Annotated in this window: 20 protein-coding genes and 3 tRNA genes; 5 read left to right on the top strand and 18 right to left on the bottom strand. The window is 48.7% G+C overall.

Going from position 1 to position 24,308, the window contains the following annotated elements:
* Window positions 1-72: 72 nt before the first annotated feature.
* The 3 genes from JMM79_03145 to ilvB all read right to left on the bottom strand — a co-directional run bounded on the left by JMM79_03145 (window position 73) and on the right by ilvB (window position 6,668).
* Complete coding sequence (locus JMM79_03145; protein QQY08223.1) at window positions 73-2,421, bottom strand: hypothetical protein; 2,349 nt, start codon at window positions 2,419-2,421, stop codon at window positions 73-75.
* 89 nt (window positions 2,422-2,510) lie between these two features.
* Window positions 2,511-4,772 (bottom strand): primosomal protein N', encoded by a 2,262-nt coding sequence (priA, locus tag JMM79_03140; protein QQY08222.1) that lies wholly within the window; start codon window positions 4,770-4,772, stop codon window positions 2,511-2,513.
* 102 nt (window positions 4,773-4,874) lie between these two features.
* Window positions 4,875-6,668 (bottom strand): biosynthetic-type acetolactate synthase large subunit, encoded by a 1,794-nt coding sequence (ilvB, locus tag JMM79_03135; GenBank protein QQY08221.1) that lies wholly within the window; start codon window positions 6,666-6,668, stop codon window positions 4,875-4,877.
* A 754-nt stretch (window positions 6,669-7,422) separates the two neighbouring features.
* On the opposite strand from ilvB, the gene JMM79_03130 reads away from it, so the two are divergent.
* The 3 genes from JMM79_03130 (at window position 7,423) to rho (ending at window position 9,890) form a co-directional block, all read left to right on the top strand.
* Window positions 7,423-7,493, top strand: a tRNA-Gly gene (locus JMM79_03130).
* Window positions 7,494-7,792: 299 nt separating this feature from the next.
* Window positions 7,793-8,572, top strand: coding sequence for a dephospho-CoA kinase (coaE, locus tag JMM79_03125; protein QQY08220.1), 780 nt, complete (start codon window positions 7,793-7,795; stop codon window positions 8,570-8,572).
* A complete protein-coding gene (gene rho / locus JMM79_03120; GenBank protein ID QQY08219.1) occupies window positions 8,565-9,890 on the top strand; it encodes a transcription termination factor Rho in 1,326 nt (441 codons plus the stop codon). Before coaE ends, rho begins: the two co-directional genes overlap by 8 nt.
* Before the next feature lie 85 nt (window positions 9,891-9,975).
* On the opposite strand, the gene JMM79_03115 is transcribed toward rho, so the two are convergent.
* A complete protein-coding gene (locus tag JMM79_03115) occupies window positions 9,976-10,752 on the bottom strand; it encodes a hypothetical protein (protein ID QQY08218.1) in 777 nt (258 codons plus the stop codon).
* Between the two features lie 175 nt (window positions 10,753-10,927).
* Here JMM79_03115 and JMM79_03110 point away from each other — a divergent pair, with 175 nt between their 5' ends.
* A complete protein-coding gene (locus JMM79_03110; GenBank protein QQY08217.1) occupies window positions 10,928-11,218 on the top strand; it encodes a hypothetical protein in 291 nt (96 codons plus the stop codon).
* A gap of 284 nt (window positions 11,219-11,502) precedes the next feature.
* Here JMM79_03110 and JMM79_03105 read toward each other — a convergent pair.
* Together JMM79_03105 and JMM79_03100 are read right to left on the bottom strand one after the other, a co-directional pair.
* A tRNA-Arg gene (locus tag JMM79_03105) sits at window positions 11,503-11,577 on the bottom strand.
* Entirely contained in the window at window positions 11,554-12,744 is a 1,191-nt protein-coding gene (locus tag JMM79_03100; protein ID QQY08216.1) for a hypothetical protein, read from the bottom strand. The genes JMM79_03105 and JMM79_03100 overlap by 24 nt, the downstream gene beginning before the upstream one ends.
* 193 nt (window positions 12,745-12,937) lie before the next feature.
* Between JMM79_03100 and JMM79_03095 the strand changes: the two genes are divergently transcribed.
* Window positions 12,938-13,393, top strand: a complete 456-nt coding sequence (locus JMM79_03095) for an NUDIX domain-containing protein (GenBank protein QQY08215.1) — start codon at window positions 12,938-12,940, stop codon at window positions 13,391-13,393.
* A gap of 58 nt (window positions 13,394-13,451) precedes the next feature.
* On the opposite strand, the gene JMM79_03090 is transcribed toward JMM79_03095, so the two are convergent.
* The 12 genes from JMM79_03090 to rpmE all read right to left on the bottom strand — a co-directional run bounded on the left by JMM79_03090 (window position 13,452) and on the right by rpmE (window position 23,649).
* Window positions 13,452-13,524, bottom strand: a tRNA-Ala gene (locus JMM79_03090).
* A gap of 629 nt (window positions 13,525-14,153) precedes the next feature.
* Window positions 14,154-15,923: a phosphoenolpyruvate--protein phosphotransferase gene (ptsP, locus tag JMM79_03085; protein ID QQY08214.1), complete on the bottom strand. Its 1,770-nt coding sequence runs from the start codon at window positions 15,921-15,923 to the stop codon at window positions 14,154-14,156.
* Window positions 15,924-16,018: 95 nt separating this feature from the next.
* A complete protein-coding gene (locus JMM79_03080; GenBank protein ID QQY08213.1) occupies window positions 16,019-16,315 on the bottom strand; it encodes an HPr family phosphocarrier protein in 297 nt (98 codons plus the stop codon).
* Window positions 16,316-16,317: 2 nt separating this feature from the next.
* Window positions 16,318-17,220, bottom strand: a complete 903-nt coding sequence (gene hprK / locus JMM79_03075; protein QQY08767.1) for an HPr(Ser) kinase/phosphatase — start codon at window positions 17,218-17,220, stop codon at window positions 16,318-16,320.
* A gap of 47 nt (window positions 17,221-17,267) precedes the next feature.
* A complete protein-coding gene (gene lptB, locus JMM79_03070) occupies window positions 17,268-18,050 on the bottom strand; it encodes an LPS export ABC transporter ATP-binding protein (GenBank protein QQY08212.1) in 783 nt (260 codons plus the stop codon).
* Between the two features lie 21 nt (window positions 18,051-18,071).
* The gene (locus JMM79_03065; protein QQY08211.1) at window positions 18,072-18,704 is read right to left on the bottom strand and encodes a hypothetical protein; all 633 of its coding nucleotides are present in this window, start codon (window positions 18,702-18,704) and stop codon (window positions 18,072-18,074) included.
* Window positions 18,667-19,137, bottom strand: coding sequence for a hypothetical protein (locus JMM79_03060; GenBank protein ID QQY08210.1), 471 nt, complete (start codon window positions 19,135-19,137; stop codon window positions 18,667-18,669). Before JMM79_03060 ends, JMM79_03065 begins: the two co-directional genes overlap by 38 nt.
* Complete coding sequence (gene kdsA, locus JMM79_03055; protein ID QQY08209.1) at window positions 19,130-19,975, bottom strand: 3-deoxy-8-phosphooctulonate synthase; 846 nt, start codon at window positions 19,973-19,975, stop codon at window positions 19,130-19,132. Before kdsA ends, JMM79_03060 begins: the two co-directional genes overlap by 8 nt.
* A gap of 111 nt (window positions 19,976-20,086) precedes the next feature.
* Window positions 20,087-21,358 (bottom strand): UDP-N-acetylglucosamine 1-carboxyvinyltransferase, encoded by a 1,272-nt coding sequence (gene murA / locus JMM79_03050; GenBank protein ID QQY08208.1) that lies wholly within the window; start codon window positions 21,356-21,358, stop codon window positions 20,087-20,089.
* A 7-nt stretch (window positions 21,359-21,365) separates the two neighbouring features.
* A complete protein-coding gene (prmC, locus tag JMM79_03045; protein QQY08207.1) occupies window positions 21,366-22,208 on the bottom strand; it encodes a peptide chain release factor N(5)-glutamine methyltransferase in 843 nt (280 codons plus the stop codon).
* Window positions 22,205-23,311, bottom strand: coding sequence for a peptide chain release factor 1 (prfA, locus tag JMM79_03040; GenBank protein ID QQY08206.1), 1,107 nt, complete (start codon window positions 23,309-23,311; stop codon window positions 22,205-22,207). The genes prmC and prfA overlap by 4 nt, the downstream gene beginning before the upstream one ends.
* Before the next feature lie 98 nt (window positions 23,312-23,409).
* The gene (rpmE, locus tag JMM79_03035; GenBank protein QQY08205.1) at window positions 23,410-23,649 is read right to left on the bottom strand and encodes a 50S ribosomal protein L31; all 240 of its coding nucleotides are present in this window, start codon (window positions 23,647-23,649) and stop codon (window positions 23,410-23,412) included.
* Window positions 23,650-24,308: the final 659 nt, after the last annotated feature.

The raw sequence follows: 24,308 nt of genomic DNA, 5'->3' as shown, positions 1-24,308 counted from the left end.
GGTTGCTATCGCGAAGTGCCCTCTATAGAGAGGTATTAACACTCTGATACTATTCTGACAGTTCCCTTTTATTTAGAACCGGATCATTGGTTTAAGTCGTTTAAGTTGCCATTCTGGTTGCAAGAGTGTACCCCTTGATTCGAATTCTAGCAGCTTACTGACTGGAAGGAGTACCATTCCAGGGACTCCCTGTGCATTAACCCGGACGGTCATGTTTATCTTTCCAGTAAAAAAGTCAAAATCTCCACGTCCTAGTAGATTAAATCCTGGTCCAGTTAGCTGCAGGTTCTTAGTAGTCACTTTCCGATTCTCAACTTGAAAGGCTACGTAGGCCCTTCTCGCAGGTTCATACCCAATACCAGGAATAATCTGATTTAAGATGGGAGAAAGAGGTCTAAGAAATGGAACCGAGAGGACACTACCTTCTTCAATACGGATATAACCGCTACCCAGCATGCCTGCTTTCCCATCCGCACTGACTCGAAAGCGGTAGTTTCCGCTTAAAAACCCATTGGACTTAGCGTAGCCGAAAAAGAGCTCTGTAAGACGTGAACACTCGACGTGAGAAAGACGAACATCTAGTTCGCAAGTTGGTTGGGGAGAGATGTTAAAGTGAACATTGGCTTGCAGGGCCACCGAGCCCTGAAAAAGCGCCGCGGAGGGGATCCGTACTTTTACCTGGCTACCTTCGACATGTACTATGGCTCGAGTGGCTCCAAAGCACAGTGTCCGCTCAAACAGATCATAGTCTAGTCCAGCCTGGGAACGGATTCGCACTGAAAGGGCGTTAAGGTGAGGACTGGAGGGGTGTAGGTATCCGTCCGCTAAGATAATGGGAGGTGAGTGAAATCTGTAAGGAGAGACTGCCTGCGCTAGTTGTGGGCTAAGCCAAAGCATGACATCTTCTGGCATCAACGTGGAAACAATGTTATGTAGGCACAATTGCCCATTTCTAAAGTTATAGGAAAGGGTTCCAGACCCTCTGCTCTTCTTGCATTGCACCTCAAAGTCACGACAGGTAATAGACTGAGGAATGATTTCAATCTTGGAAAAACCATAATCTGCCCACGCGCCGCGCACAGAAGTACGACCAATGCTCAATTCTCCCCGACCAGAAAGAAGGTCTAGTGTGCGGCCACTGAGCCGGAGAGTAAGCCTGGGCGCATCTAGAAATTGCGTCTGTTCCAGAAGCTTGCGAATCTTTAGACCGAAGAAGTCGGAGAACTCCTTTGGATTTAGGGTGCTACCAAGCTGAATTCGAAGAAGCTTTTTGGTCTTCTGAGCGTCCGCACGGAGCATGCCAGAGCGACCCTGAACGAGTAAATCCCGTATAAACCATTGCCCATTTTCGAACAGAAAGCCTAGCTCTAGGCGGTGCAAGAAAGACTTACCATAAAAGAACTTGCACATGACCACAGATCCGAAGACCGTGTATCGCGGATGGTCTCTACCCCAGGAGAGGTGCGTTGTAAAGTCAATTTGAGAAGAAGCTCCTGTTTGCAGTTTTGGCACGACGAACTTCTGAAGCCTATTACGCGGAAAGAATTCCGTAAGGAGCGGCCGCAGATTGAGAGAGCTACTTATTGTAAACTTCCCCTTTGAGGTAAGAGAATCTACTATCCCAGACCCCTCGAGGGTACCTTCCGTATCTCTTATGTACAGTTTATGCATTTCCAAAACTCCGTTAGTGCAACGGGCTCTCAATTCCAGTTCCCGAAGAAAAATACCGCGGTATCGAATATTCTTTCCATGAAGGATTATCTTGTGTACCTGGAACATCTGTGGAGCAGTGGGGTCGCCTTCCACTACCACATCTACTTGGACTGGTTTATCTAGATATCGGATTTTTCCCAACGCTCTAGCCGCGCACTCTATCATTTTCCAGTTAGTCCCGTTGGGCTGCTGTGACAAAGCACTCGCTAGAAATTGGAATAAAAATGGGTTACGAATGGAACCACTGACCACAAAGTGGATGTTTCTAAAAGTAAATTCTGCAGTAGAAAGCCTCAGACAGCCGGATTGCAGAAGTATTTTAGCGCTCAGGTCTTGAATAGACAAATGCCTCTCTGCCTCCTCCGGTAGAGGAATATCCAACGAAGCGCCGTCTAGCTGTACTTCCTTGACAAGAGACTTTCCCAAAAGAAATCGGCTGATACTCAGTGAGCAAGTAAGGTGTCTAACGCGAGCGCATAAGCATAACCTATTTCCCTTGGTGGATTTTAGGACGGCATTCTTTGCAATGAGGCCCCGAAATGGGCTAAAGGAAAGGCGTTCAATCTGAACTTGAAAACCGTCTCTTTCCAAGGCAAGCCCGACACGGCGTTTCACCATCTCTCCAAACCCAGCGCCCCAGAGGAAAGTCAGCCCCAGCGGTAAGCTAATAAGCAGGATCAGTAAAAGAGCAAGCGTTAGCCTGACCATGGGAAGGATAGATGCAAGAAAGGAGTCAAGCTGAGGAAAGGATACAAGACATAGATTAGAAAAGACCTTTTCTTCCGAGCCTTAAAGCCTTAAAGGAGTTGGTGGGGATCTACATCTACAGAAAGAGCCACATCCGATGGGATGGATAACTTATCCAAAGTCATCCTTAAGGCTCGTGCAACTACGGAAATCCCTTTGGCGCGAATTGCAAGGTGGAATCGGAATTTTCCTTTCACTCTTTGCAGGGGAGCCGGTACAGCTTCACCTATTCTAACTGTGGGCGGTAGCGTCGCAGCTAATTCATGAGCCACTTTCTTGGCAAGAGAATCGGCATGCTCTCGCGAGCTGGAACGTAATGTGAGGAGAATGAGATGGGAAAATGGGGGATGTCCACAGTACCGTCTAAATCGTATCTCTTGCTCGAAAAAGCCCTCATAATTTCGTTGACAGGCAAATTTGATATAAGGGCTAAATGGGGTGAATGTTTGTATGAGAACCTCTCCCCGTATCGCTCCTCTTCTAATACTGCTGGCTATCCGGGTAAGGAGCTGGAAAGTTCGTTCTCCTGCGCGAAAGTCCGTTATATGAAGACTGAAGTCAGCGTTTACAACGCCAACAAGAGTTACGTTGGGAAAATGAAGGCCTTTAGCGATTATCTGTGTACCAATCAATAGGTCAATCTGGCCGAGTTTGAAGAGCTCTAACACTTCTTCATAAGCATTCTTCCGCGTCATAGAGTCGGCATCTACCCTCACAATACGAGCGGTAGGAAAGAGCTGTCTGGAAATTTCCTCGATTTTTTGTGTGCCTATTCCCGTATGACGAATGGAAGAATCTCTACAAGACGGGCACTTTGAGGGAGATGGAACTGTGTGGCTGCAAAGGTGGCAAATTAGTCTCCCCGTGTGATGATAGGTCATGGAGAGACTACAATTAGGGCACTGGCAAACATGGCCGCAGATAGTGCAAATCATTGCAGTGGAAAATCCACGACGATTAAGGAATAGAATGGTCTGCTCACGGCGATTTAAACGCTCTTGAATAGCTGAGCATAGTGGTTCGCTGAGAATAGGCTGCCGCCGCCCCCCTAAGCGTCTTAGTTGTCGGAGATCTAGAATGCGCATAACAGGCAAAGAACAGCTGTCTATATGACTCCCTAATCGAAGGAGATGGTACTTGCCGTTACGTGTGTTGAGGAAGCTTTCTAGTGAAGGGGTAGCACTGCCCAACAGAATGGCACATTTCTCCTGGCTGGCTCTCAAAACAGCTATATCTCTTGCGTGATATTTAGGAGATTCCTCCTGCTTGTAAGCAGCTTCATGTTCATCATCTACAATGATTAGACCAAGGTCATTTATCGGGGAAAAAACGGCACTGCGTGCCCCAATCACAACTCGGACCTGTTTAGAATGGATTTTCTGCCACGCATCGACGCGGATACCTCTGGAGAGGTGACTGTGCAAGACTATTACCTGATCTTGAATAGAGGGAAAATGGGATCTAAGCTGCTCCGATATTTGAGGGGTTAATGAAATTTCCGGCACAAGCACCATCGCGGTACGACCAAGGCGTAGGGTTTCCTCAATTGCACCCAGGTAAACCTCAGTTTTGCTGGCTCCGGTTGCTCCGTATAAAAGTATCGGCCTGGAATGTTCGGGGTCTCGGATGCATGCAGCCACTTCCCGTAAAGCTGTCTTTTGTTCTGCACTTAACTCGGATGCCCTGTTTTGTGAGCAAAGCTCTTTACCGTGGGAATGTCGGTACACCTGTTCCTTCTCAATGCAGACTAGTCCGCGCCGCTCTAAGCCATGAGCCAACGTACTGGTGCCATGAGCCAACGTACTGGTTCGTTTCACCCTTTTTTCCGCATCGGCAAGTGTCAGTTTTCTCTCTGGATGCTGTAGACTGAGTAGCAACCGTGCCTGGCAAGGGGCTTTCTCCTCTAGGAGAGAGCGTTCATTAGCATCTATCTCGCGCGCCGACCTGAAAATATAGCATCCCCTTCTGGGTAGCGTCCGCACCTGCGCCTTACGCAAGACAGATGGCAACACACATCGTAGTGCTGCTCCCAAGGAGCAACAGTAGTACTTGGCCATCCAATGCGCCAGACTGATTAGAACGGGTTGAATTGAGGGGGCGTCGCTTACTTCACAGATAGCACGCAACCCCTTCTCCGACTCGTTTCCAGGGGAGCTAGAAATATCAATAACGATCCCTTGAACGACACGCGTACGAAGGGGGACAAGGACGCGTGTTCCCGCCCTCACCTGAATTTGTAGCAGTCTTGGGACGAGGTAGTCTAGCGCCCTTCCTGTGGACCGACCTACCACAACTTTGGCAACCACGGGCATCCTAAGCTGTCCAACCCCTATTTTCAGTCACGCACGGGAAAGAAACAGCACCTGAAGTCCCTTCATGGGAAGTGACTTCAGACCTTCCCAGAAGCTAATTCCCTATTCAGTTAAGACGTCCCTATAAGTCATACCCGCAGGAATCATTGGGAGCACATGTTCTGTATACGGTACCATGACATCCAACACGTAAGCCTCTTTACTGTCCAGTAAGCGTTGAATGGCAGCACGAAGATCGCATTTGTGACAAACACGCTCCGCCTGCACCCCAAATCCTTTACAAATTGTCACATAGTCAGGATAGATGCGTTTAAGGTCTTTAGGATCACCAAGGAAGGTATGAGCGCGGTTGCTGCTGTGAAAACGATCCTCCCACTGGACTACCATGCCTAAATGCTGGTTATTAAGGATGACAATTTTAGCAGCAATTCCTTCGATGTGGGCAGTGGCTAATTCCTGGATGTTCATTAGGAGTGATCCATCACCATCGATGTCAATTACCTGTTTGCCTGGGCGGGCAATTTTGGCACCCATAGCAGCTGGATAGCCAAACCCCATGGCGCCGAGACCAGCTGAGGTTAGAAAGGTACGTGGACAAGTGAACTGGTAGTGCTGGGCGGCCCACATCTGATGTTGCCCTACCCCTGTGGTAAGAATAGCCTCGCCATGAGTTAACTCATCGAGCAAACGGATGACGTACTGAGGCTGAATCAGATCATCAGTATCCTTGAATGTAAGTGGAAACTGCTTCTTCCATGTTCCAATCCGTTCATACCATTGCGCGAAACGGTCGAAACCCGCGGTAATTCGACTGCTTCCCATCTGGGACAAGAGGTAGTTTGCCCTGGATAGGGCGTACTTTAAATCGCTGAGGATAGCAACTTGTACCGTCCGATTTTTGTTAATTTCGGAGCGGTCAATGTCAATGTGGACGATCGTGCCATGCTTACAAAACTCCTCAAACTTGCCCGTAACGCGGTCGTCGAATCGAACTCCGATTGCCAGAAGAAGGTCAGCTTCGTTTACCGCGTTGTTAGCATAAACTGTACCATGCATGCCAAGCCACTTGAGGGAAAGAGGATGAGTTTCTGGGAAGCAGCCGATACCCATAAGGGTAGTTGCAACTGGGATCTGCGTACGCTCGACGAATTCAAACAGTTCCTGACTGGCATTACCAGAAACTACCCCACCCCCACAGTAGATCATTGGGCATTTAGCCCGCTCAATTAGTTGGATTACCTCATAGAGAACCTGGTCCTCAATTTGCACAACCGGATTATACCCGCGCAGGTGGATCTCTCTCGGATACGGATACTTTGGAGAGGCCCTTTGAGTCTGAATATTTTTTGGGATATCGATTAGTACTGGCCCGGGACGTCCAGACTGGGCGATATAGAAAGCCTCTTGCACCGTTCCAGGAATGTCCTGGATATTGCAGAGCAGGTAGCTATGCTTCACTACTGGCAGTGTCATTCCGACGATGTCCGTTTCCTGAAAAGCGCCGCGTCCAATCATCGACTGAGGGACTTGACCTGTAATGGCCACTAGTGGAATTGAATCCATGAACGCGTCGGCAATGCCAGTAACTAGATTTGTAGCCCCTGGGCCAGAGGTAGCCATACAAACTCCAACTCGTCCACTTGCCCTAGCGTATCCCTCCGCTGCAAATATACCTCCCTGTTCATGACGTGGGAGAACCACTCGAATTTTTCGAGACTGCGTCAGCGCCTGGTGAATGACCATGGAAGCGCCGCCCGGATAGGCGAAAATAACTTCCACCCCCTCTCTTTCCAAGCAGCTAACAAGTATTTCAGCCCCATTTGCCTCCCCGCTAGAAATCGAACGCTCGCATACAGGTATGCCGGAAACATGGGGATGAGGGGTAGGGGAATCCATAACGGTCTTTTTACACGGTCTTTATTAAAAAGGTTACTCACCGTAACTTAGAACAAAAACTGTCCACGGCGCTGGACAATAGCATAGTGTGTAAACAGCAGTAAGGGCAAGAGCTAAAGGTTTACGGGGCTAACTTGGCCTAGCTACGAACCACAAAGCCGAGGCATTCTCCACCAGATGGATGAGCGTGGACTCACAAACACTTTAGCACTTCACAGGATTCACCACGGTGAGCAGATATCTCCTCTTGCCAACTAAGGTCCTAGGACACAATAATAAGAAGAGGGAAAAGGGAGTATCCGCTGTCCCAATAAATGAGCCACGATGGCATCGTATAGCTTCCTTAAGCGTCGATGCAAAGTGATTTGAACTCGGAGTTTCTATGATAATTAATTAATGTCTTTCACGCGGTGACGGTAAACAAGGTTGGGCGTCGGAAAAGCGGCCTTTCAGAAGGATCTCCTATCCATCCCTAATGATCTTTGGGATGCGGGCAGCAGAAGGCTTTGGAGAAGAAAGCCTTCTGCAGGGGAAAAAAGCTGCTGGCGGTAATCTCTGAGTCTGGAAGAGAGTTATTTCCGGTGGGCACTGAGGCGGGGCACAGGCGTGCAAGACGGCTAGCGACTGGCTACATTCCCTTACATTGTCCCCCATAAGGTAAACTTAAGGTAAACTTTTTTCAAAAGGGTTGACTATTCTGGTCTATTGGGCCATCCAATTGAAGGCTTCTTACGCGGGTCATACGCGGGTATACGCGGGTATAGCTTAGTGGCAAAGTTCCAGCCTTCCAAGCTGGTTAGGAGGGTTCGATTCCCTCTACCCGCTTCCCCCACAATTGCTAAGTATAATTTTGTGCGAAAACTACTTTTGAGCGCGATGAGACATCCGCAATATGCGGCGGTAATATGCGTGTGGATTTACGAAAGTGGTGCGTGAATCTTGTTCCTGTAACTGAGGGAGGGGAAGGAAGTAAGGAAAGCAACACCGAGCTTCAGGCGGCATGTGTGTGGAATCTTGTAAATGCTTATCTCCACCGTGCGTCTTGAGGATTTTTGGATGACATCTGTCCCGCCATCAACTCCACCTCTCCACTTTGGTAGGACCAGAGCGAGAGGTTCCGGCGCATGCAGTACTTAGGTGTCGATGGTACCGCGTGCTTGCTTTCTGTCCCCAATGATTGTGACGCATTCAACCTAACTTCTCTTTGCCTCACGGGTCTGCTCCAGAGAAAGCTCATAGAGAGCCTAGAGCCTTTCGGCTGTCATTTGCCACGCAATACAATCCCTTCACACGCAATGTGCACTGCACCTATTGTTGCTATTACTGGAGGTATTGCTTCAGGAAAAACCTCTTTCCGTCGACATCTCTCTATTTTTTTGGAAGATACCGAATGGTTTGATGCAGACGCTTGTGCCTCGAGGTTGTTGAATGGATCAAGGGAAGTGCGGGCGGAAGTTGAAAAGGTACTTGGAAGAGAGATATATGTAGGAGGAAAATTAGACCGTGCACAGGCGCGCCTTCGAATTTTTTTTGATCCTTGTTGTCGAGCGCAGTTAGAACGTGTTCTTCATCCCCGCGTAAGGGGGATATGGATGGCGCAGGTGGTCCGTTCTAAAGTACTGGGCCGCAAACTTTTAGCAGAGCTTCCTCTGCTCTACGAGACAGGTTGGGAGACATCTTGCGACTTTATCATGGTGATAGCCTGCTCTTTTGCTACACAACTGCGGCGCCTAGCCTCGCGAGGTATCTGCGATTCGCTTGCCCGCAAGATGATTGCCGTGCAGCTTCCAGCAGAAGAAAAGGTGCGCCGTGCACATGAGGTAGTATGGAATGATGGGCCACCCAGATTACTTACCGAACAAGCCCGTGTGACAGCTGGCTATCTAACTAAACGCTATGGTTAAAGCGAAACTCCCTCCAGGACGCGAATCGCCACTGTACGCACCCTGCCAAAAACGAGAAGGAGTCCTTTCGCTAGATTTCCTGCAGAAGAAGTCTCTACAGGAGCTAATAGACTTAGCGAGAAGGAGAAATATCCGCATGCGGCCAGAGGTGTCCAGGCATTACCTGGTCTTAGATCTTGTCCGTTCGGCTCTCGCTGTCCAAGAGATAGTGGCAGGGGGAGGGATGTTGGAAATAAGTGGAACCCACGGTGTTTTGCGGTCATCACTTTTCAACTTTAAGCCGAATGTGGAGGATGTCCAAATTCCCGCTACAATTATCCGGCAATTTTCGCTCAAGCCTGGCCTAGAAATTCATGGTAGTATTTGTACGGCAATGGATAGAGGGGGTGGCTTAGTCCTTAAGTCCGTGCATACCATCGAAGGGGTTGAGGCTACCAATTGGACGGCTGCGAAGGACTTCGAGCAGTTGACCCCTATTTTCCCACAACGGCGCCTTGTTCTGGAGAACAGAGCATATCCCTCCATTGCTGTCCGAGCTGTGGACATTATTGCCCCGCTTGGGAGGGGGCAGCGCGGACTAATTGTTTCCCCGCCAAGGGCAGGGAAAACCATGCTCATGCGAGACATTGCACGAGCAATTATTGCCAACCACTGTGATGTGCACCTCATTCTCCTCCTCGTTGATGAGCGACCAGAGGAAGTCACTGATCTAAGAAGAGATGTGCGAGCTGAAGTTATCAGTTCCACTTTTGATGAACCGATTACTCGCCATGTTCAGGTTTGCGAACTAGTTGCTGAAAGGGCTAAGCGCCTTGTAGAACTAGGAAAGGATGTTGTGATCCTCCTGGACAGTATTACGCGGATGGCTCGCGGCTATAACAATCTAAGACCAAAGAAAGATCGGACGATGAGTGGCGGCGTTGCTTCTAAAGCTCTCACCCGACCCAGAAAGTTTTTTAGTGCTGCAAGAAATATTGAAGAAGGGGGAAGCTTAACTATTCTTGCCACGGCTCTCATCGATACCCAAAGCCGCATGGATGACCTTATCTTCGAGGAATTTAAGGGCACTGGAAATATGGAAGTGCACTTGGATCGTACCATTGCTGAACAGCGCATCTTTCCCGCTCTCCATATTGTTAAATCGAGTACCCGTAGGGAGGAGTTGCTCTATCATCCAGATGAGTATCAGCGTGTGCTTCTTCTTAGAAGGCAACTCTCCGGCCTACCTGCAGCAGAAGCCATGCAAATTTTCGCTGCCAATCTTGAGACTACACGTACAAATGCCGAGTTATTACTAGTCGGGCTACGCGGTATTTAAGGTCTGCACGAGATGCCTCTCTGTAAACTCACCCGGAAATCGAGACGAATCATTCCCCATACAATAGGGAGTCCTTTCTAGTATTTCAGCGTTTAATAGTGGGAGTAGATGGCAAGTGTCTTGAGCAGTATTCTTGGCCGTTGGAAGAAACTCGGAAGTCTATGTCTGGAGCAGAAATTTCTGTTGCGCCACAAGTGCGGCAGTAGTGCAGAGTTTCTTCTAGGTTCGGAAAAAATTGTGCTCGGCGCCTGTAAAGTCCTCCCCCCTGGAGAGCCTCCCGCAGGATAGCCGGGGCAAAGAAAACGAGGTAGTTTCCAAAGGATAGGATCATAGCTACTTTACCCAAGATGGGAGAAAGGTAGAAAGAGTAGGTGAGGAGGGAAAAGCCAACCCATGCCAGCCACTTGACTCTGCAAGGTAGAAAGAGGAAATAGACTGGGTATTCTGGCCTCAGAGTAGCAAATGCAAACAAGATCGAAAGATTAAGGTACCAATTGAACATACTTCCGCTGTTCTGGGTTACAAACGCGGCAGATACACCCCCTACTACACCTAGCCAGAAGAATGCGTTTGTACGTAACGTGCCCCAACTGCTTTCCAGAAAGTCTCCAAGAAACCAGAGCCATAAGACGGAAAACAGAATCCAGAGATAGCTCATGGTTTGTGGGATGAATGTCCAAGAGACAATCCGCCATACCTGGCCGCGCAGAATAGCAGAAGGATCCAGAGCCAGATATTCCAAATATCCTGGTACTAGCTTATCCAGGATAAACACTAGAAGTTGAGCCACTGATATACACCGCAGTAATCTCGGGATAGCAATCCAACTCACTTTGTCCTCAATTTTTTCTTTCCAATTCATATGCATATAGATTTTCCCTGGAGAGGTGGCCGTATTTGGGCGTGTTGTGCCTTTTTTATTCCAGCTGAGCAATTTGAGTACCTTCTCTTTATATTTATAATCTTCTAATCCTTTGATAACTGCTCCATATCCTATTTTAATTTTTGACGGCGAGTGTCACTTCTGCCGACGTCAGGTGTTACGTTGGCGTAGAGTTACGGGAGACAGAGTTTTTTATATATCTCGTCAGACCATCATCGCAGACCAGAAGTATCTGGGAATTTCTGAGCTGGGATTTGAGAACTCAGTTCAGTTTCTGGAGAGTAGTGGAAGATGCCGCCATGGGGCGGACGCTGTGTTCCATGTGCTTGCTCATGCGGGCGGAGTATGGAAGTGCTTTGCTGCTCTCTATGACCGGTGCTCAGCTTTCGCGTCAGCAAGCGAGTTCCTCTATCGATCGGTGGCAAACGCTAGATCCTACCTATAAACACCTCCTAACGGTAGGGTAGCCTTCCATGGGTCTTATGTTTTCCAAATAAACAGGATAGCGGACAAGGCACTCCTTAGTTGGTCCCGTGTTATTCAATCTAGTTTTTTGGTTTTGTGTCTTTCTAGTCAAAGATTGCTCGGACAGACGGTAAGTAAGAAGAAATTAAGAGGAAATTCAAGGAACTTGGAGAATGTTCCCCCCCATCGCTTGTCCCAGGAACTTTCCTATCCTAGTTAGCCAGCCCAGGGGGAGCGTGAGATCAGTAGCAACTTGAAAAAAACTACACTCGTCGGGATTCGAACCCGAAGCCTTCGGCTCCGGAGGCCGATGCTCTATCCAGTTTGAGCTACGAGTGCACAACAAGAAGACTGCAGCCCTTGGGGGCACGAAGGAGGGGCATAATGGAAGTGAAGGTCAGAGGGATGAGGGTAGAATACCGCCATCTTGAGTAATAGCTTGGCAATTCTGCGAGAAGCTGAGGGATAGCCCACTTTAACTATGTTTTTTTTCCAAAACTTCCACAGGACTGCGTCTTCAGAAAACGCTCTGACTACCGCATTACCTACGTTGGCAACTGATCCTGTGGCGAGGGTTCCAATTTTAGCTCCTTCAATCAATCGAATGTTGCCCTCTTCCTGTCCTGGAACAAAATGACTGACGACCACCGGACATTGAGCAGCTATGGCCTCCTGAGTTATCGCACCTCCTGCCTTACCAATGAAAAGATGGTGAGAGGCAAGTAACTGTGGCACTTGCTTTGTCCAGCCGAAAATTTTCAGTCTCTCTGAATTAAGTCTATCTCGGACAGTTTCTGCCACGTGAGGATGTTTACCCGAAAGAATTGTTAGGTAAACATCTGGCAACGCCAGGAGTAGCCTTGCAACGCGAAGGGAATGTGCCACTCGAGTTGATGGTAAAAAGAGAATCTTCCACGGAGGAGGTGCTGACTGTGGTAAAGGCACAATGTTTTCAAAATCCAAGCTAACGGGAAATCCAAGCACATGTATCTTCTCAAGTGCCACGCCGCGCGACAAAAGCGCTCTAGCTGTGGGCCCGTCAGCGACTACGAAAGCATCTGACTGGTAACGGTACCATACTGAATTAACGATTGTTGAATCCGTTACGATTGTGACAAACGGTACCCGGGCGGCCTCGGAGTGCTTACGCACTCTTCTGATAAGAAAGCTATAAAGAGGATATGTAGAGACAATAATGTTTGGGCTGAGCGCCTCTATCTGCCTACTGAGTTCATGTTTAACGAGCCTAAAGAGGGGAAGTACAGCCTCCACAGTTCCTTCCCGATCAAAGGCGAGAAATGCTACTTTCCACAAGAAAGTGAATTGATTGATAGCTAGAGAATAGCAGCGTTGTATCCAGTGATTAAGACGAGGAAGGGCGATTCCAAAAAGGTCCATCACAAAGACCTCAGCACACGGGGACTCACTCAGAATGGCGTCACAAACATTCCTAGCAGCAGTGTTATGACCCTCTCCATGGCTAGCGGAAAGAACAAGGAACTTCACGGTATCAGAGAACCAAACAAGAAAAAAGCGTAATAAGGGAAGAAGTATACAGGCATGTATGGTAGCAGATTATTGCTGGGACTCCCATCTATTTATCCCAGTCAAGTCAAAATTACGTGGCATCTTACAAAAAGAATTGAGAAATAATTACATCCGTGCAGCATGAAGGGAATAAGATTATGGCCTTGTGCTAATGCAATACCTTTATCGAGCTAACGTGGCCCTCATTTTAGAAAATGCTGATGGCCAAGTCCTCATTGGCGAGCGAGGTGATATAGCTGAGAGCTGGCAGTTTCCCCAGGGTGGGGTTCGTCGTGGGGAAAGTTTGGAAGAGGCGCTCTACCGCGAGGTCAAAGAGGAAATTTTCCTCCTCCCGCATCATTATCGAATCTATCAGTCAAACGGTCCTTATCAGTACCACTTTCCCAAAGTACGGAGGAAGGGTGAGGTCATTGGCCAGCGACAGCACTACTTTCGCGCCCTGCTTCTCTCTGGGAGGGTTCCTTTGAAAATGAGAGATACTTCAGATGAATTCCGTTCTTTACGTTGGATTAGTCCAGATGAATTTCAACTAAAGTGGCTGCATCCAATGAAATGGGAGGTATACACGCAGGTTTTTCAAGACTTTTTTAGTATGAAAATCTCCTGATGCCATCCTCCCTTCTTTTGGCATCAATCTAAATCCCACGGGTCTTCCTTAGGCTGCGTGGAGCCATGGGGTCTCGAACCCCAAACCTCCTCAATGCCATTGAGGTGCTCTACCAGTTGAGCTATGGCCCCGATTACTCCTTATTCTTTTGGAGCAGAGTAAGTTGTGCTCGAGAATCTCACAGAGTCCAGGCCTCCAACCCGGAGACTACAGCAGGCGGTTCCTATAAAAAAGCAAAACTGGAAATTCCCCTTTTTTCTTCCAAAAAAAGCATTCCCATAATGGGATAAGTTGATGGCGAGCAAGCGGCAGCTGATCCTAGCACAGATCGCACAATTTCTACTTTGGAGCAGGAGCTTCGGAAGCCCCGCCGTATAGGATACGGAAGAGGCAACTAAAAAACGCACGAATTTGGGATGGAGTGCAAAGGAGATTTATGGGATACAGCTCAACAATATTTTTGTGCAAAGGCTTTACACACAAAGCATTGTAGCTAGAGAGCCTGTTTTTTCTAAGCAAGACAAACAGAAACAATAAGTGGGTTTTTTGGTACAGAATGCTGCCCTCAACTAGAAGAGAAAAACATAGCGTTTCGCAGGTAGTTCAGATGTTTTCCGATAGAGAATACGAGCACAGCCTCCCTATATCAGGGAAACTCATCAGGGAATTTTCATACAACCCGAGACGGTATGTCCTCTGTAAGTGCTATGTCTTCCCGGCCTGGCTATGAGTGTGTAAGAGGGCTGGTAAAATGTCAGTCCTATGTGAGAAGTTCGTTATAGTGAGACCTGGCAACAGCAAGACATTTTTCTAGAATCGTAGCACTCGAGTGGGCTTGCACAGACGCGTGGGCAAGGTTAATGCAAATTTCCATATCTAAGCTTTGCACAGCATTTTTAATGCGGGGTACAAGCGAAGCGCCAACGCTGAGTTCGTCGAGGCCCAGACCTAGAAGTAGAGGAGTAAGTCGGATATCACTGGCTATCTCCCCACAGAGACCTATCCAGATACCCTGCGTATGTGCGGCTTCAACTACCATTTTGATAAGACGAATAAGTGCAGGATGCATAGGATCATAGAGATGCGCGATTTGTTCATTAACCCGGTCTACTGCTACTGCATACTGAGTCAGGTCGTTGGTTCCGATACTGAAAAAATCTACTTCTTCAGCTAGGATGTGGGCGGTCAGGGCCGCGCTGGGGACTTCTATCATTATTCCTACTTCCAGGTTTTCCTGGAACGGTATGCCTTCCTCTTGTAGCTCAGTCTGGGACTCTTTAAGCAGGGCGTTTGCTCTGCGGAGTTCGATAATACCGGAAATCATTGGGTATAGGAGGCGGATATTCGTTTCGACAGCAGCGCGCAGAATGGCCCGAAGCTGCTTTTTGAAAAAAATTGGGTGCTGGAGGCAGAAACGGATGGCCCTACAGCCTAGGGAGGGGTTCTGTTCTTTTTCCATATGCAAACTCTTGATGATCTTATCGCTTCCGGCATCTACAGTGCGGATAATGACTCCATACGGCTTTGTACGCTGTGCAACAAGGCGATAGTTTTCATATTGTTCCTCCTCAGACGGAGGAATAGAGCGGTTCAGAAAGAGAAACTCTGTCCGGTAGAGACCGATTCCCTCAGCCCCATTTTTGTGGACGTCCTCCACTTCTGCCAATAGCCCAATGTTAGCAGAGAGAATAATGTGGAATCCGTCTCTAGTGATGGAAAGTGTGTTGCGGATAGATTCTAGACGTTCCGCCACTGCCCCTTCCTGATTGGCAAGCTCTCCGTAATAGTCAAGCGTCCCTGCTGCAGGGTTATGGATAAGGATGCCCCTGTAGCCATCTAGCAAAACTTCATCACCCGTTCTGACCTTCCCACAAATATCTGCCACCCCAAAAATGGATGGAATGTTAAGCGAGCGGATAATGATTGCCGTGTGGGAATTTCTGCTGCCAATCTCTGTTACGCAGCCTAGTATGGCGCACGTATAAAGGAAAGCAGCATCGGATGGAGAGAGGCTACGGGCGAGTACGACGGAAGAACCTTTCGAAATTTCATCAAGCTTGGCGGGGTGGAATCTACCCAACATGTGCCGAAGCATCCGCCTGCGGACATCTTCAATATCTAATACTCGTTCGCGAAGATACGGATCACCGGTATCACGTAAGGTTTTACAGTAGCGTTCTACCACTTGATCAAAAACGTGTTCAACGTTCTTCAATTCTCGCTCGAGCGTTTTTAAAACTTCATCAATAAGAGTATGATCTTCTACTACAAGGAGGTGGGCCTCAAAGATGCCGGCGTCCCTTGCACCAACAGCACTGGCAATTTTCCGCTGGATTCCCAAGATCTCAGCCCTAGTAGCAACACGTGCCATCTCGAATTTTGTAACTTCCTGGGAAAGTTCCTTCGGCGCAACCTGCCGGACGGGAGTTTGCTCGTCCTCATGTCGATAAATAAAGGCCTTCCCACAACAGATCCCCTCTGCAAGGGAGCTCCCGTAAAAGGAGCATTCCCTCTCTACTCCACTCTGCATGCCGGGATGTTGTATCACATTTTTACCTGGATAAGTAAGCGCAGATAACTAGACGCTGACCACTTATTTTGGTCATTCTTCACCGAAGCGGCTATCTATAAGCTCTTGGATATAAGCTCTTGGATCTCAGAAATAGCTTTTTCAGAGCCCGCTCCTTCTGCAAGAAGTTTCAACTTAGTCCCCTTAGAAGCAGCAAGCATCATAAGGCCCATAATTGATTTCCCATTGACCCGTTCTCCGTCTCTTTCTACCCAGAGATCTACGTTGTGTCTTCTGGCAAGTTTAACAAGGAGGGCAGCTGGACGAGCATGCAGCCCATCCCGATTCTGGATAGTGACTTCCTTTTCTAATCGTAGAGAAGCTACATTATTTTGATGTAAGCGTGATCCCATCACTACTTTGCTTGGTGAACACTCATAATCTGTAGTAACCGCTGGTTAAATTCCACTGCGCTGTTTGAACCCATGCTTTTCAGTTTCTGGTCTAGAGCAGCGACCTCCACTAATCTACCCATATCGCGCCCCATTTTTACAGGTAGTACAATGTGGGGGATTTTGACCCCCAGGATATCATAGAAATTTACGTCTAGTCCGATTCTATCCACGTCTTCCAGTTCGCGCCAGTCCTTCAGCGTTACGACGAGATCGACCCTTTTTTCAGGACGGACGCTACCAATCCCAAAAACCGCAGCTACATTGATAATTCCAATTCCCCGAACTTCCATATGGAATTTAGTGATGTCGGAGGCCATACCTACTAGCTCGCGCCCTTCTACAAAACGGATTCTTGTAATATCATCGCTAACCAAGCTATATCCGCGTTCGATAAGGCCAAGTACACATTCACTTTTTCCAATTCCGCTGGCTCCACGTATAAGAACTCCAACACCTAAAATGTCTACCATGCTACCATGCTCGGCCGATGTTGGGGCAAATTCAAACTCAAGTGCAATGGTAGCCGCATTGATAAACCGCATGGTGACCATATTAGTGCAAAAAACGGGCGTCCCATGGTATTGTGCTTCACCTAGTAGAAGTGAAGAAACTTCAAAGCCTCGTGCTACCACTAAGCAAGGGATGTTGCTTGCAAATAGACAACGCAAGCGGCGAGCAAGAAGCGCTGCGGCGAGACTATGCAGATAACTCTGTTCGGCTGCGCCAATCACCTGTATCCGCTTAGAGGCAAAGTAGTTATAGAATCCACTAAGAGCCAAACCGGGACGATTGACAGTGGGTTCCATGATCTTACGCTCCATCCCTTGTGAGCTGCTCTCCAAGCGGAGTCCCAGGTGCTGCATCTGTGTAGCATAAAAATGCTCAACGGTTATAAAATGGGACTGACTCGTCACATGGTAAACGTGTCTCCAAGGTAAAGTTTTCGACTGATAGGGTCCCTGAGAAGGAAATCTTTGTTTCCTTCACTTTCTACTCGCCCTTCATAGATAAGGTAGGCACGGTCTACGACGTTAAGGGTTGCTCGTACGTTGTGATCAGTAATCAGGATGGCCAGTCCAGAAGTGCGCAAATTGGTAATAATCTGCTGGATATCATGCACTGCGATGGGATCTACTCCACTAAACGGCTCATCTAGTAAAAGGAGAGAAGGGTTGGTGACCAGGGACCTGGCGATAGTAAGGCGCCGTTTTTCCCCTCCACTTAATGTTAGGGCGCAGTTTTTGGCAAGGTGTCCAATACCGAACTGGTGGAGAAGTTGCTCACAGCGTTGTCTACGCTCCCCAGCCCTCATAGAAGTTGTCTCCAAAATAGCCAAGATATTTTCTTCCACTGTAAGCTTTCGGAAGATACTCTCCTCCTGCGGTAAATACCCCATACCCCGACGAGCCCGACGGTACATAGGCATGCTGGTGACATCTTGACCTCTGAGAAACACTCTTCCTCTATCTGGACGAGTCAATCCCACAATCATGTAAAATGTGGTAGTTTTTCCAGCCCCATTGGGACCCAGAAGACCCACAATTTCTCCTTCTCGAACGCCAATATCCACCCCATTAACCACGGTACGGCTACCAAATACCTTGACCAACTTTTCGGTATAAAGGATATGCTGGGCTGGAATTGGATTGCTATCGCGATTGCATTGGCAGGAGGAAAAGCAACCACTTCCCATTCTCTTAGTTGGAGCAAACTTCTAGCTACCCTGCAACTCTTCAACAATTACTGTCTTGTTTTGTCCAACGGTGTTGCTGTGTCCGCTTTTGTTGAGAGTCATTCTGGTTTTTTTGCCTGTGGCGATATGGCCGCTAGCTCCTTGCCAAAGTTGTGGCCACTCAGTGAGGAGAAGACTTCCAGTAAGGGGATTGTAGTGAACTCGCCCAGCGCGTCCAACAGAGCGAACAGCTTGCCTATGGGGATGAGCATTTTCCTGAATGACGACCACGTTACCGATCGCTTCAGCGTGTTGGATGCCTTGGTGGTCCTTTCTTAGGGTAAGGATTAGGTGATCACAATAGAGTTTAAATTGGGGATCTCTAACAATAACCTGACCAAAGAACTCAGCCATACTGGCCCCTTCTCTAAAAATAACCTCCCTTGCGCAGGCGATCTCAGTACTGCCTTGCACTATCGCGGAGCAACAACCGTTTCCTAGGTTTGATCGGCTAGACACAGCGCTTGGGTACATGGTGAGGATGATTAATAGGAGGATCACCGCCGTTGTCCAATTAAAAGTATAAGTAGGATGACATGGAAGGGTGTAGAGGAGGAACAGAGGTACTGAGGGAGGGTCATCTCCGAGTCTTCGAAATTCCAACCGGTTGATCATGGTGAAGGGTTACTCTCACGTCTCCTGTGAGACGAACAAGGCGTTCCCTCGCAGAAAATACGACATTCCTGGCAACAGCACACACACCATGGCGATGCAAGATGACACCACCGCAGCCCAAAAGGACTTGGCTGTGAAGATTAAGGGTACCTGAAGGTATGTCGATGTGGAGCGAGTAGTCGTTTTCTCCAAGTAGATGGATTACTAAATCTGTAAAGGCGGCGCGGGCTTCACCTATCCTACAAACAAAGTGGGCATCGAACTGCGCTTCTAACTTGCCTATCTCATTGTAGTAGGGCACCCGAATACCAATAACATCTTCATTTAGCGGAACAGGAATATCCAGTCTACCACTTGGGACAAAACGAGCTAATCCTCCGGAGGGGGCAAGGGTGGAACAGAGAAAATTTGCTAGTAGTACAATCCTAGGCATTGCACGAATGAATAGCCTGGAGAGTACGAAGAAGGGGAGCAAGTCTAGAAAGTGGCAATTGGCTCAGGCCGTCGGAGAGAGCGCATTCAGGATTAGGATGCGTTTCCAAAAAGATGCCGTCACAACCAGCAGCAGCAGCTGCTCTAGCTAACACGGGAACTAGATGCCTATCTCCTGAGCTACTTGTTCCTGCACCACCTGGGTGCTGTACCGTATGGGTAGCATCAAATATTACGCGGTAATTCATTTCGCGTATCCAAAAAATGGAACGCATATCTGCCACCAAGTTATTGTAACCAAAAGTAGTCCCCCTTTCGGTGAAAAGGTAGCCTTTACACCCCCCCTTCTCTAATTTTTCAGCAATGTTTCGAACTTCCCAGGGAGAAAGAAACTGACCCTTTTTGACGTTTACAACACGCCCAGTGGATGCAGCAGCAAGAATGAGGTCTGTCTGTCGGCAGAGAAAAGCAGGGATTTGAAGCATATCGACATAAGGAGCGACAGCCTCCACTTCTGCTGGAGAGTGGACATCTGTGGTGACTGGTGCTCCAATCTCTTGTCCAACCTCTTGGAGAAGCTTGCAACCTTCTTTTATGCCAATCCCCCGAAAGGATTGGTGAGAAGAGCGGTTTGCCTTGTCGTAAGAAGCTTTAAAAACAAATTGGGCTCTTTCCTTATCACAAATCTTACGGATCCTCTGGGCTACTCGAATGAGAAAGGGGCGTGATTCAATCACACACGGACCAAGTATGAAAAGGAGCCTATCCCCACCTAGCTGTCTATCACCAATGAAAATGGCAGGTGCGCTCACCACAAACAAGCTAAAGCGCAACAGCATGCGGCACTCATTCTGAGTGATAGCACCCTCATCCCCTTGTACGACGCCGCCCCACGAAGACTTATAGAATTCAAGGACTCCTCCGCTATATTCTGTCTGGATTATGTTGATCTATCGGGGGAGACAAGTCTTCACCCGCTCGATGTAGGCCCCTAAGCCGTTCAGCTTCTCGTCAATCCTTTCATAGCCACGGTCAATGTGATAGACGCGGTGGACTTCGGTGATTCCCTCTGCTTGCAGTCCTGCAAGGATAAGGGCAGCGGAAGCCCGTAGGTCGCTGGCCATAACCGGAGCTGCCCCAAGAACGGGTACTCCCCGGATAGTAGCGGTAGCCCCCTCTAATTTAATGTTAGCTCCCATGCGTTTTAGCTCTGCAAGATGCATGAAACGCCGTGGAAAGACGTGGTCCGTTATGGTACTGAGACCCTCCGTGGTACTTAGGAGAGCGCACATCTGGGCTTGCATGTCTGTAGGAAAGCCAGGATGGGGCTCGGTGTCAACCTTAAGTGGTTGACTTTTCCCCTTCTTATGGAGGGTGATGGAGCCTGTGTCTATCTCTAGGCATAGCCCAATCTTTCTTAATGTTTCGGTGACACTTTGCAGGTGTTGAGGAGCAATCTGTTGGACTGTGACTCCTTCTCCACAAATAGCGGCGGCGACAAGAAAAGTTCCCGCTTCAATCCGATCAGGAATGATTTCGTGTTCTGCCCCATATAACTCTTTGACGCCTTCGATCACAATGCGGGAGGTTCCAGCACCCTTGATACAGGCGCCCATTTTTACAAGGAAACTTGCTAGGTCCACAACCTCCGGTTCCTCAGCAGCACCCTCAATCACCGTGATGCCATCGGCCAATACAGCTGCCATCATAACATTGTCCGTACCCAGAACTGTGGAGCCGCGCTTGCCACGCAAGAAAACGGTACTACCCCTAAGTCGGGGTGCCAAGGCTTTTATGTTGCCTCCCTGCATTCGAATAGCTGTACCCAGTTTCTCAAATCCACTGAGGTGCAGGTCAATTGGTCGATCCCCAATCACACATCCTCCTGGCAATGAAACCGTAGCCTCGCCTTCCCTGCCCAATAGAGGTCCTATGATGCAAACAGAAGCCCTCATTTTCCGAACAGTATCGTAGAGGGCCTGAGTGCGTATTTTCTGAGCGCAAACCCGAACAATGCCGCTGGCTCTTTCTACTTCGCAGCCCAGTGTACTCAGAATAGTAAGCATATAGTGGATGTCGCTCAAATCTGGCACACGGCTAATGGTGCACTTGCCACGGGTCAGCAAGGTAGCTGCCAAGATGGGTAGTGCTGAGTTCTTAGAACCTCCAATTTTTACTGTCCCTCGGAGAGGACGACCACCGTGAATAAAGATCCTGTCCATAGGAACATTATTTTTTTGCGGAAATGAACCGCGGAAAGTTATTATAGTCCCTGTGGACATTAGTCTCACCAAATCCATTCTTTCTTAAGAGAGATGTAGCTGCCTCTTCCTGTTGATTGCCAATTTCCAGCCAGAGCCACCCCTCCGGATGGAGGCGGGTTGTTACAGCTTCGATTAGGCGCCCAATGCTGGTCATTCCTCCTGGTCCTCCATCTAGGGCCTCCACGGGTTCATGTTGGACCTCTAAAGGAAGGGTCGCAATTTCTTCGGTTGGAATATATGGGAGATTGGCAAAAACTGCCTCATAGCGATGAGTTCCACACGTTGGGAGAAGATCTACTTGTCGCAGTTGAACACGTTTTACGAGATGATGTTTTTTCAAATTTTCTGCAGCAAGTGTTAAGGCGTTGGAAGAAATGTCTGTGGCCTCTACAAAGGCCCAGGGTAGTTCCATAGCCAAAGTCGCGGCAATGACCCCAGAACCAGTCCCAACATCTAGGAGGGCGATTGGCCCATCTAGATGGAGGAGAGATGGAAGGGCTAACTCTATAAGAAGTTCCGTTTCTTGACGCGGGATCATAGCCCGGCGGTCACAGAGGAACTGACGTCCAAAAAACTCCGAGCTACCCAGGAGATACTGAAGAGGGTAACGCTCCGCTCTGGAACGTATCAACTCCCGTAAGAGTTTGTGCTCTGCCCCCTCTACATGCTGACTAAATTCCAGATAGAGTTCAAGGCGCCTTTTCCCTAGGGTATAGGCGAGAAGATACTCCGCATTGAGCCGAGGGTTTTCCACTCCGTGCCTGGCCAAATAGCGCGAACTGGAGATTAGCGTATCCAAAATGGTCATCTATTCACATCAGGGGTAAGGGAGGAGTTGGTCCAAAAACTCTGCTTAATTCTTTCCTCAAGGTCTCGGTTCTGGAGTGCCTCAACAAGCTCACGAATTTCCCCCTCGATAAAGCGGTCGAGACTGTAGAGAGTAAGACCGACACGATGGTCGGTAACGCGATTTTGCGGAAAGTTATAGGTGCGGATTTTTTCCTCGCGCCCGCCACTACCAATAAGGTTCTTTCGATAAGCAGAGTATTTCCTTTCCTCTTCTCGCCGCTTTTCTTCCAAGAGGCGGCTACGGAGAATCTGGAGTGCTCTCTCCTTATTCTGTTGTTGGCTACGGCCATCTTGGCAGCGGACAATCTTTCCAGTAGGGGTGTGGAGTACTTGGACAGCAGAGTCGGTGGTATTCACACCTTGCCCCCCTGGGCCGCCTGCCCGGCAGACCTCAATACGCAAGTCCTGGTGGGGAATCTCAATATCGACTTCTTGTGCCTCCGGGAGTACCGCCACTGTCGCTGTGGAGGTGTGAATGCGTCCTTGAGTTTCTGTGGCAGGTACACGCTGTACACGATGCACTCCACTTTCATAGCGTAGTTGGCGGAAAACTATCTCCCCTGATATTTTAAAAGTGACCTCCTTAACACCACCCAGTTCACTCTCTCTGACGTCCATAGTTTCCGTCTTTAGTCCATTGGCCTCAGAGTATCGATAGTACATGCGGTACAGATCTGCAGCGAAAAGGGCGGCCTCTAACCCACCAGTTCCAGCACGGATTTCCACAATGGCGTTGCGACCCTCACCAATAACCGGTGGCAGAAGGCCGACCCGGACCTCCCGATCAAGGTGCTCCTCGTCGGATTCTAACGCAGCAATCTCAGCGAGCGCTAGTTCAGCTATCTCTCGGTCGGCACCGTCCACAAATGTCCGGTCTTCCGCGATACGCCTGCGGGTATCTAGCAAAGTTTGCCAGGTCTCCACAAGATGTTTAGTATGAGCGTGTTCACGTAGGGTCTGACGCGCATAGGTAGTGTTACTGAAGAACCCAGACTTTCCCAATTCATGTTCCAGTTCAGCAAGTCGGGAGATTTTTTTTTCAATTAGCGGGTAAAGATCCATTGACTAGGAATGGGTTAGTGCAAGGAAAGGGGTATCGCGCCGAAGGAGGTTGAGGGCGGCCCGTCACGTTGCAGAAAAAAGCTGCTTTGGAAGACGAACTAAGCTGAAGCTTTCCTGGGCTTGGCGGGACGGGTGATGTGTAGGCTCCCATAACGACGGGTAAATCTTTCCACACGTCCTGCGGTGTCTACAAATCTTTGCTCTCCAGTGAAAATCGGGTGACATGCAGAACAGATTCCGACCTTAACATTTTTCCTAGTGGAGCGGGTATGATAGACTGCTCCGCAAGCGCAGGAAATCTCCGTCATCTCATATTCTGGATGAATATTTTTTTTCATAGCTGGCGAGGGAAGTCCTTAGGTTAATTTTTGGCATACGTCAAAGCAAATTGGACAATCAGTCTGGACCCAGCCGCACTACCGTTCTGGGAGACAAGAACGTCCAATGGGGCTCACACGCACTCCACTCACGGTCCCCACCTACCGCGAGGCAGCAAGAGACGGGGGACCGGCCTCCTCACCGTTTGCTTCCTTGTGTAAACCACTGCTGGGTCTCTCTCCCTCACTTTCCCTTTCTACTCTAGATAAGAAAGGACTGAAATAACAATCAGCAGAAATTGTTACACTTTTGCCTGCCTTAGCGATGTGAGTTTTTCCATAATGCCGTCCGTGAATGGGGGGACTTAGACATTAAAATCAAAAGAAAGATCATCGTAGCTAAGGCTCCTGAAATTTTATTGTGGGGCAATCATATTCGCTTTACTGTCTGATTTACACTATCCGGGGATAAGGTTGGCCAAAAAACCGTTCCTACCTCTTTTGCCCTCTGTGGACAGCTCTGGGTCTGTGCGTGCCCTTCCTTCCTTATTAGCGGATGGGTGTGTGTCCCATATGCCACGGGTCGCCCCCCGTTTGTAGCTCGTCCACAGCCTACACTATAGCAACCTATACTCTGTTGACTGTTGACTGAATTAGCTGGAAGAAAGATCCAGATCCTC

Origin of the sequence: Candidatus Xiphinematobacter sp. (assembly GCA_016766635.1) — a bacterium.
Taxonomy (GTDB): domain Bacteria; phylum Verrucomicrobiota; class Verrucomicrobiia; order Chthoniobacterales; family Xiphinematobacteraceae; genus Xiphinematobacter.
Note: the sequence above shows the minus strand (reverse complement) of the source record. Positions and strands in the feature narration are given on the sequence as shown.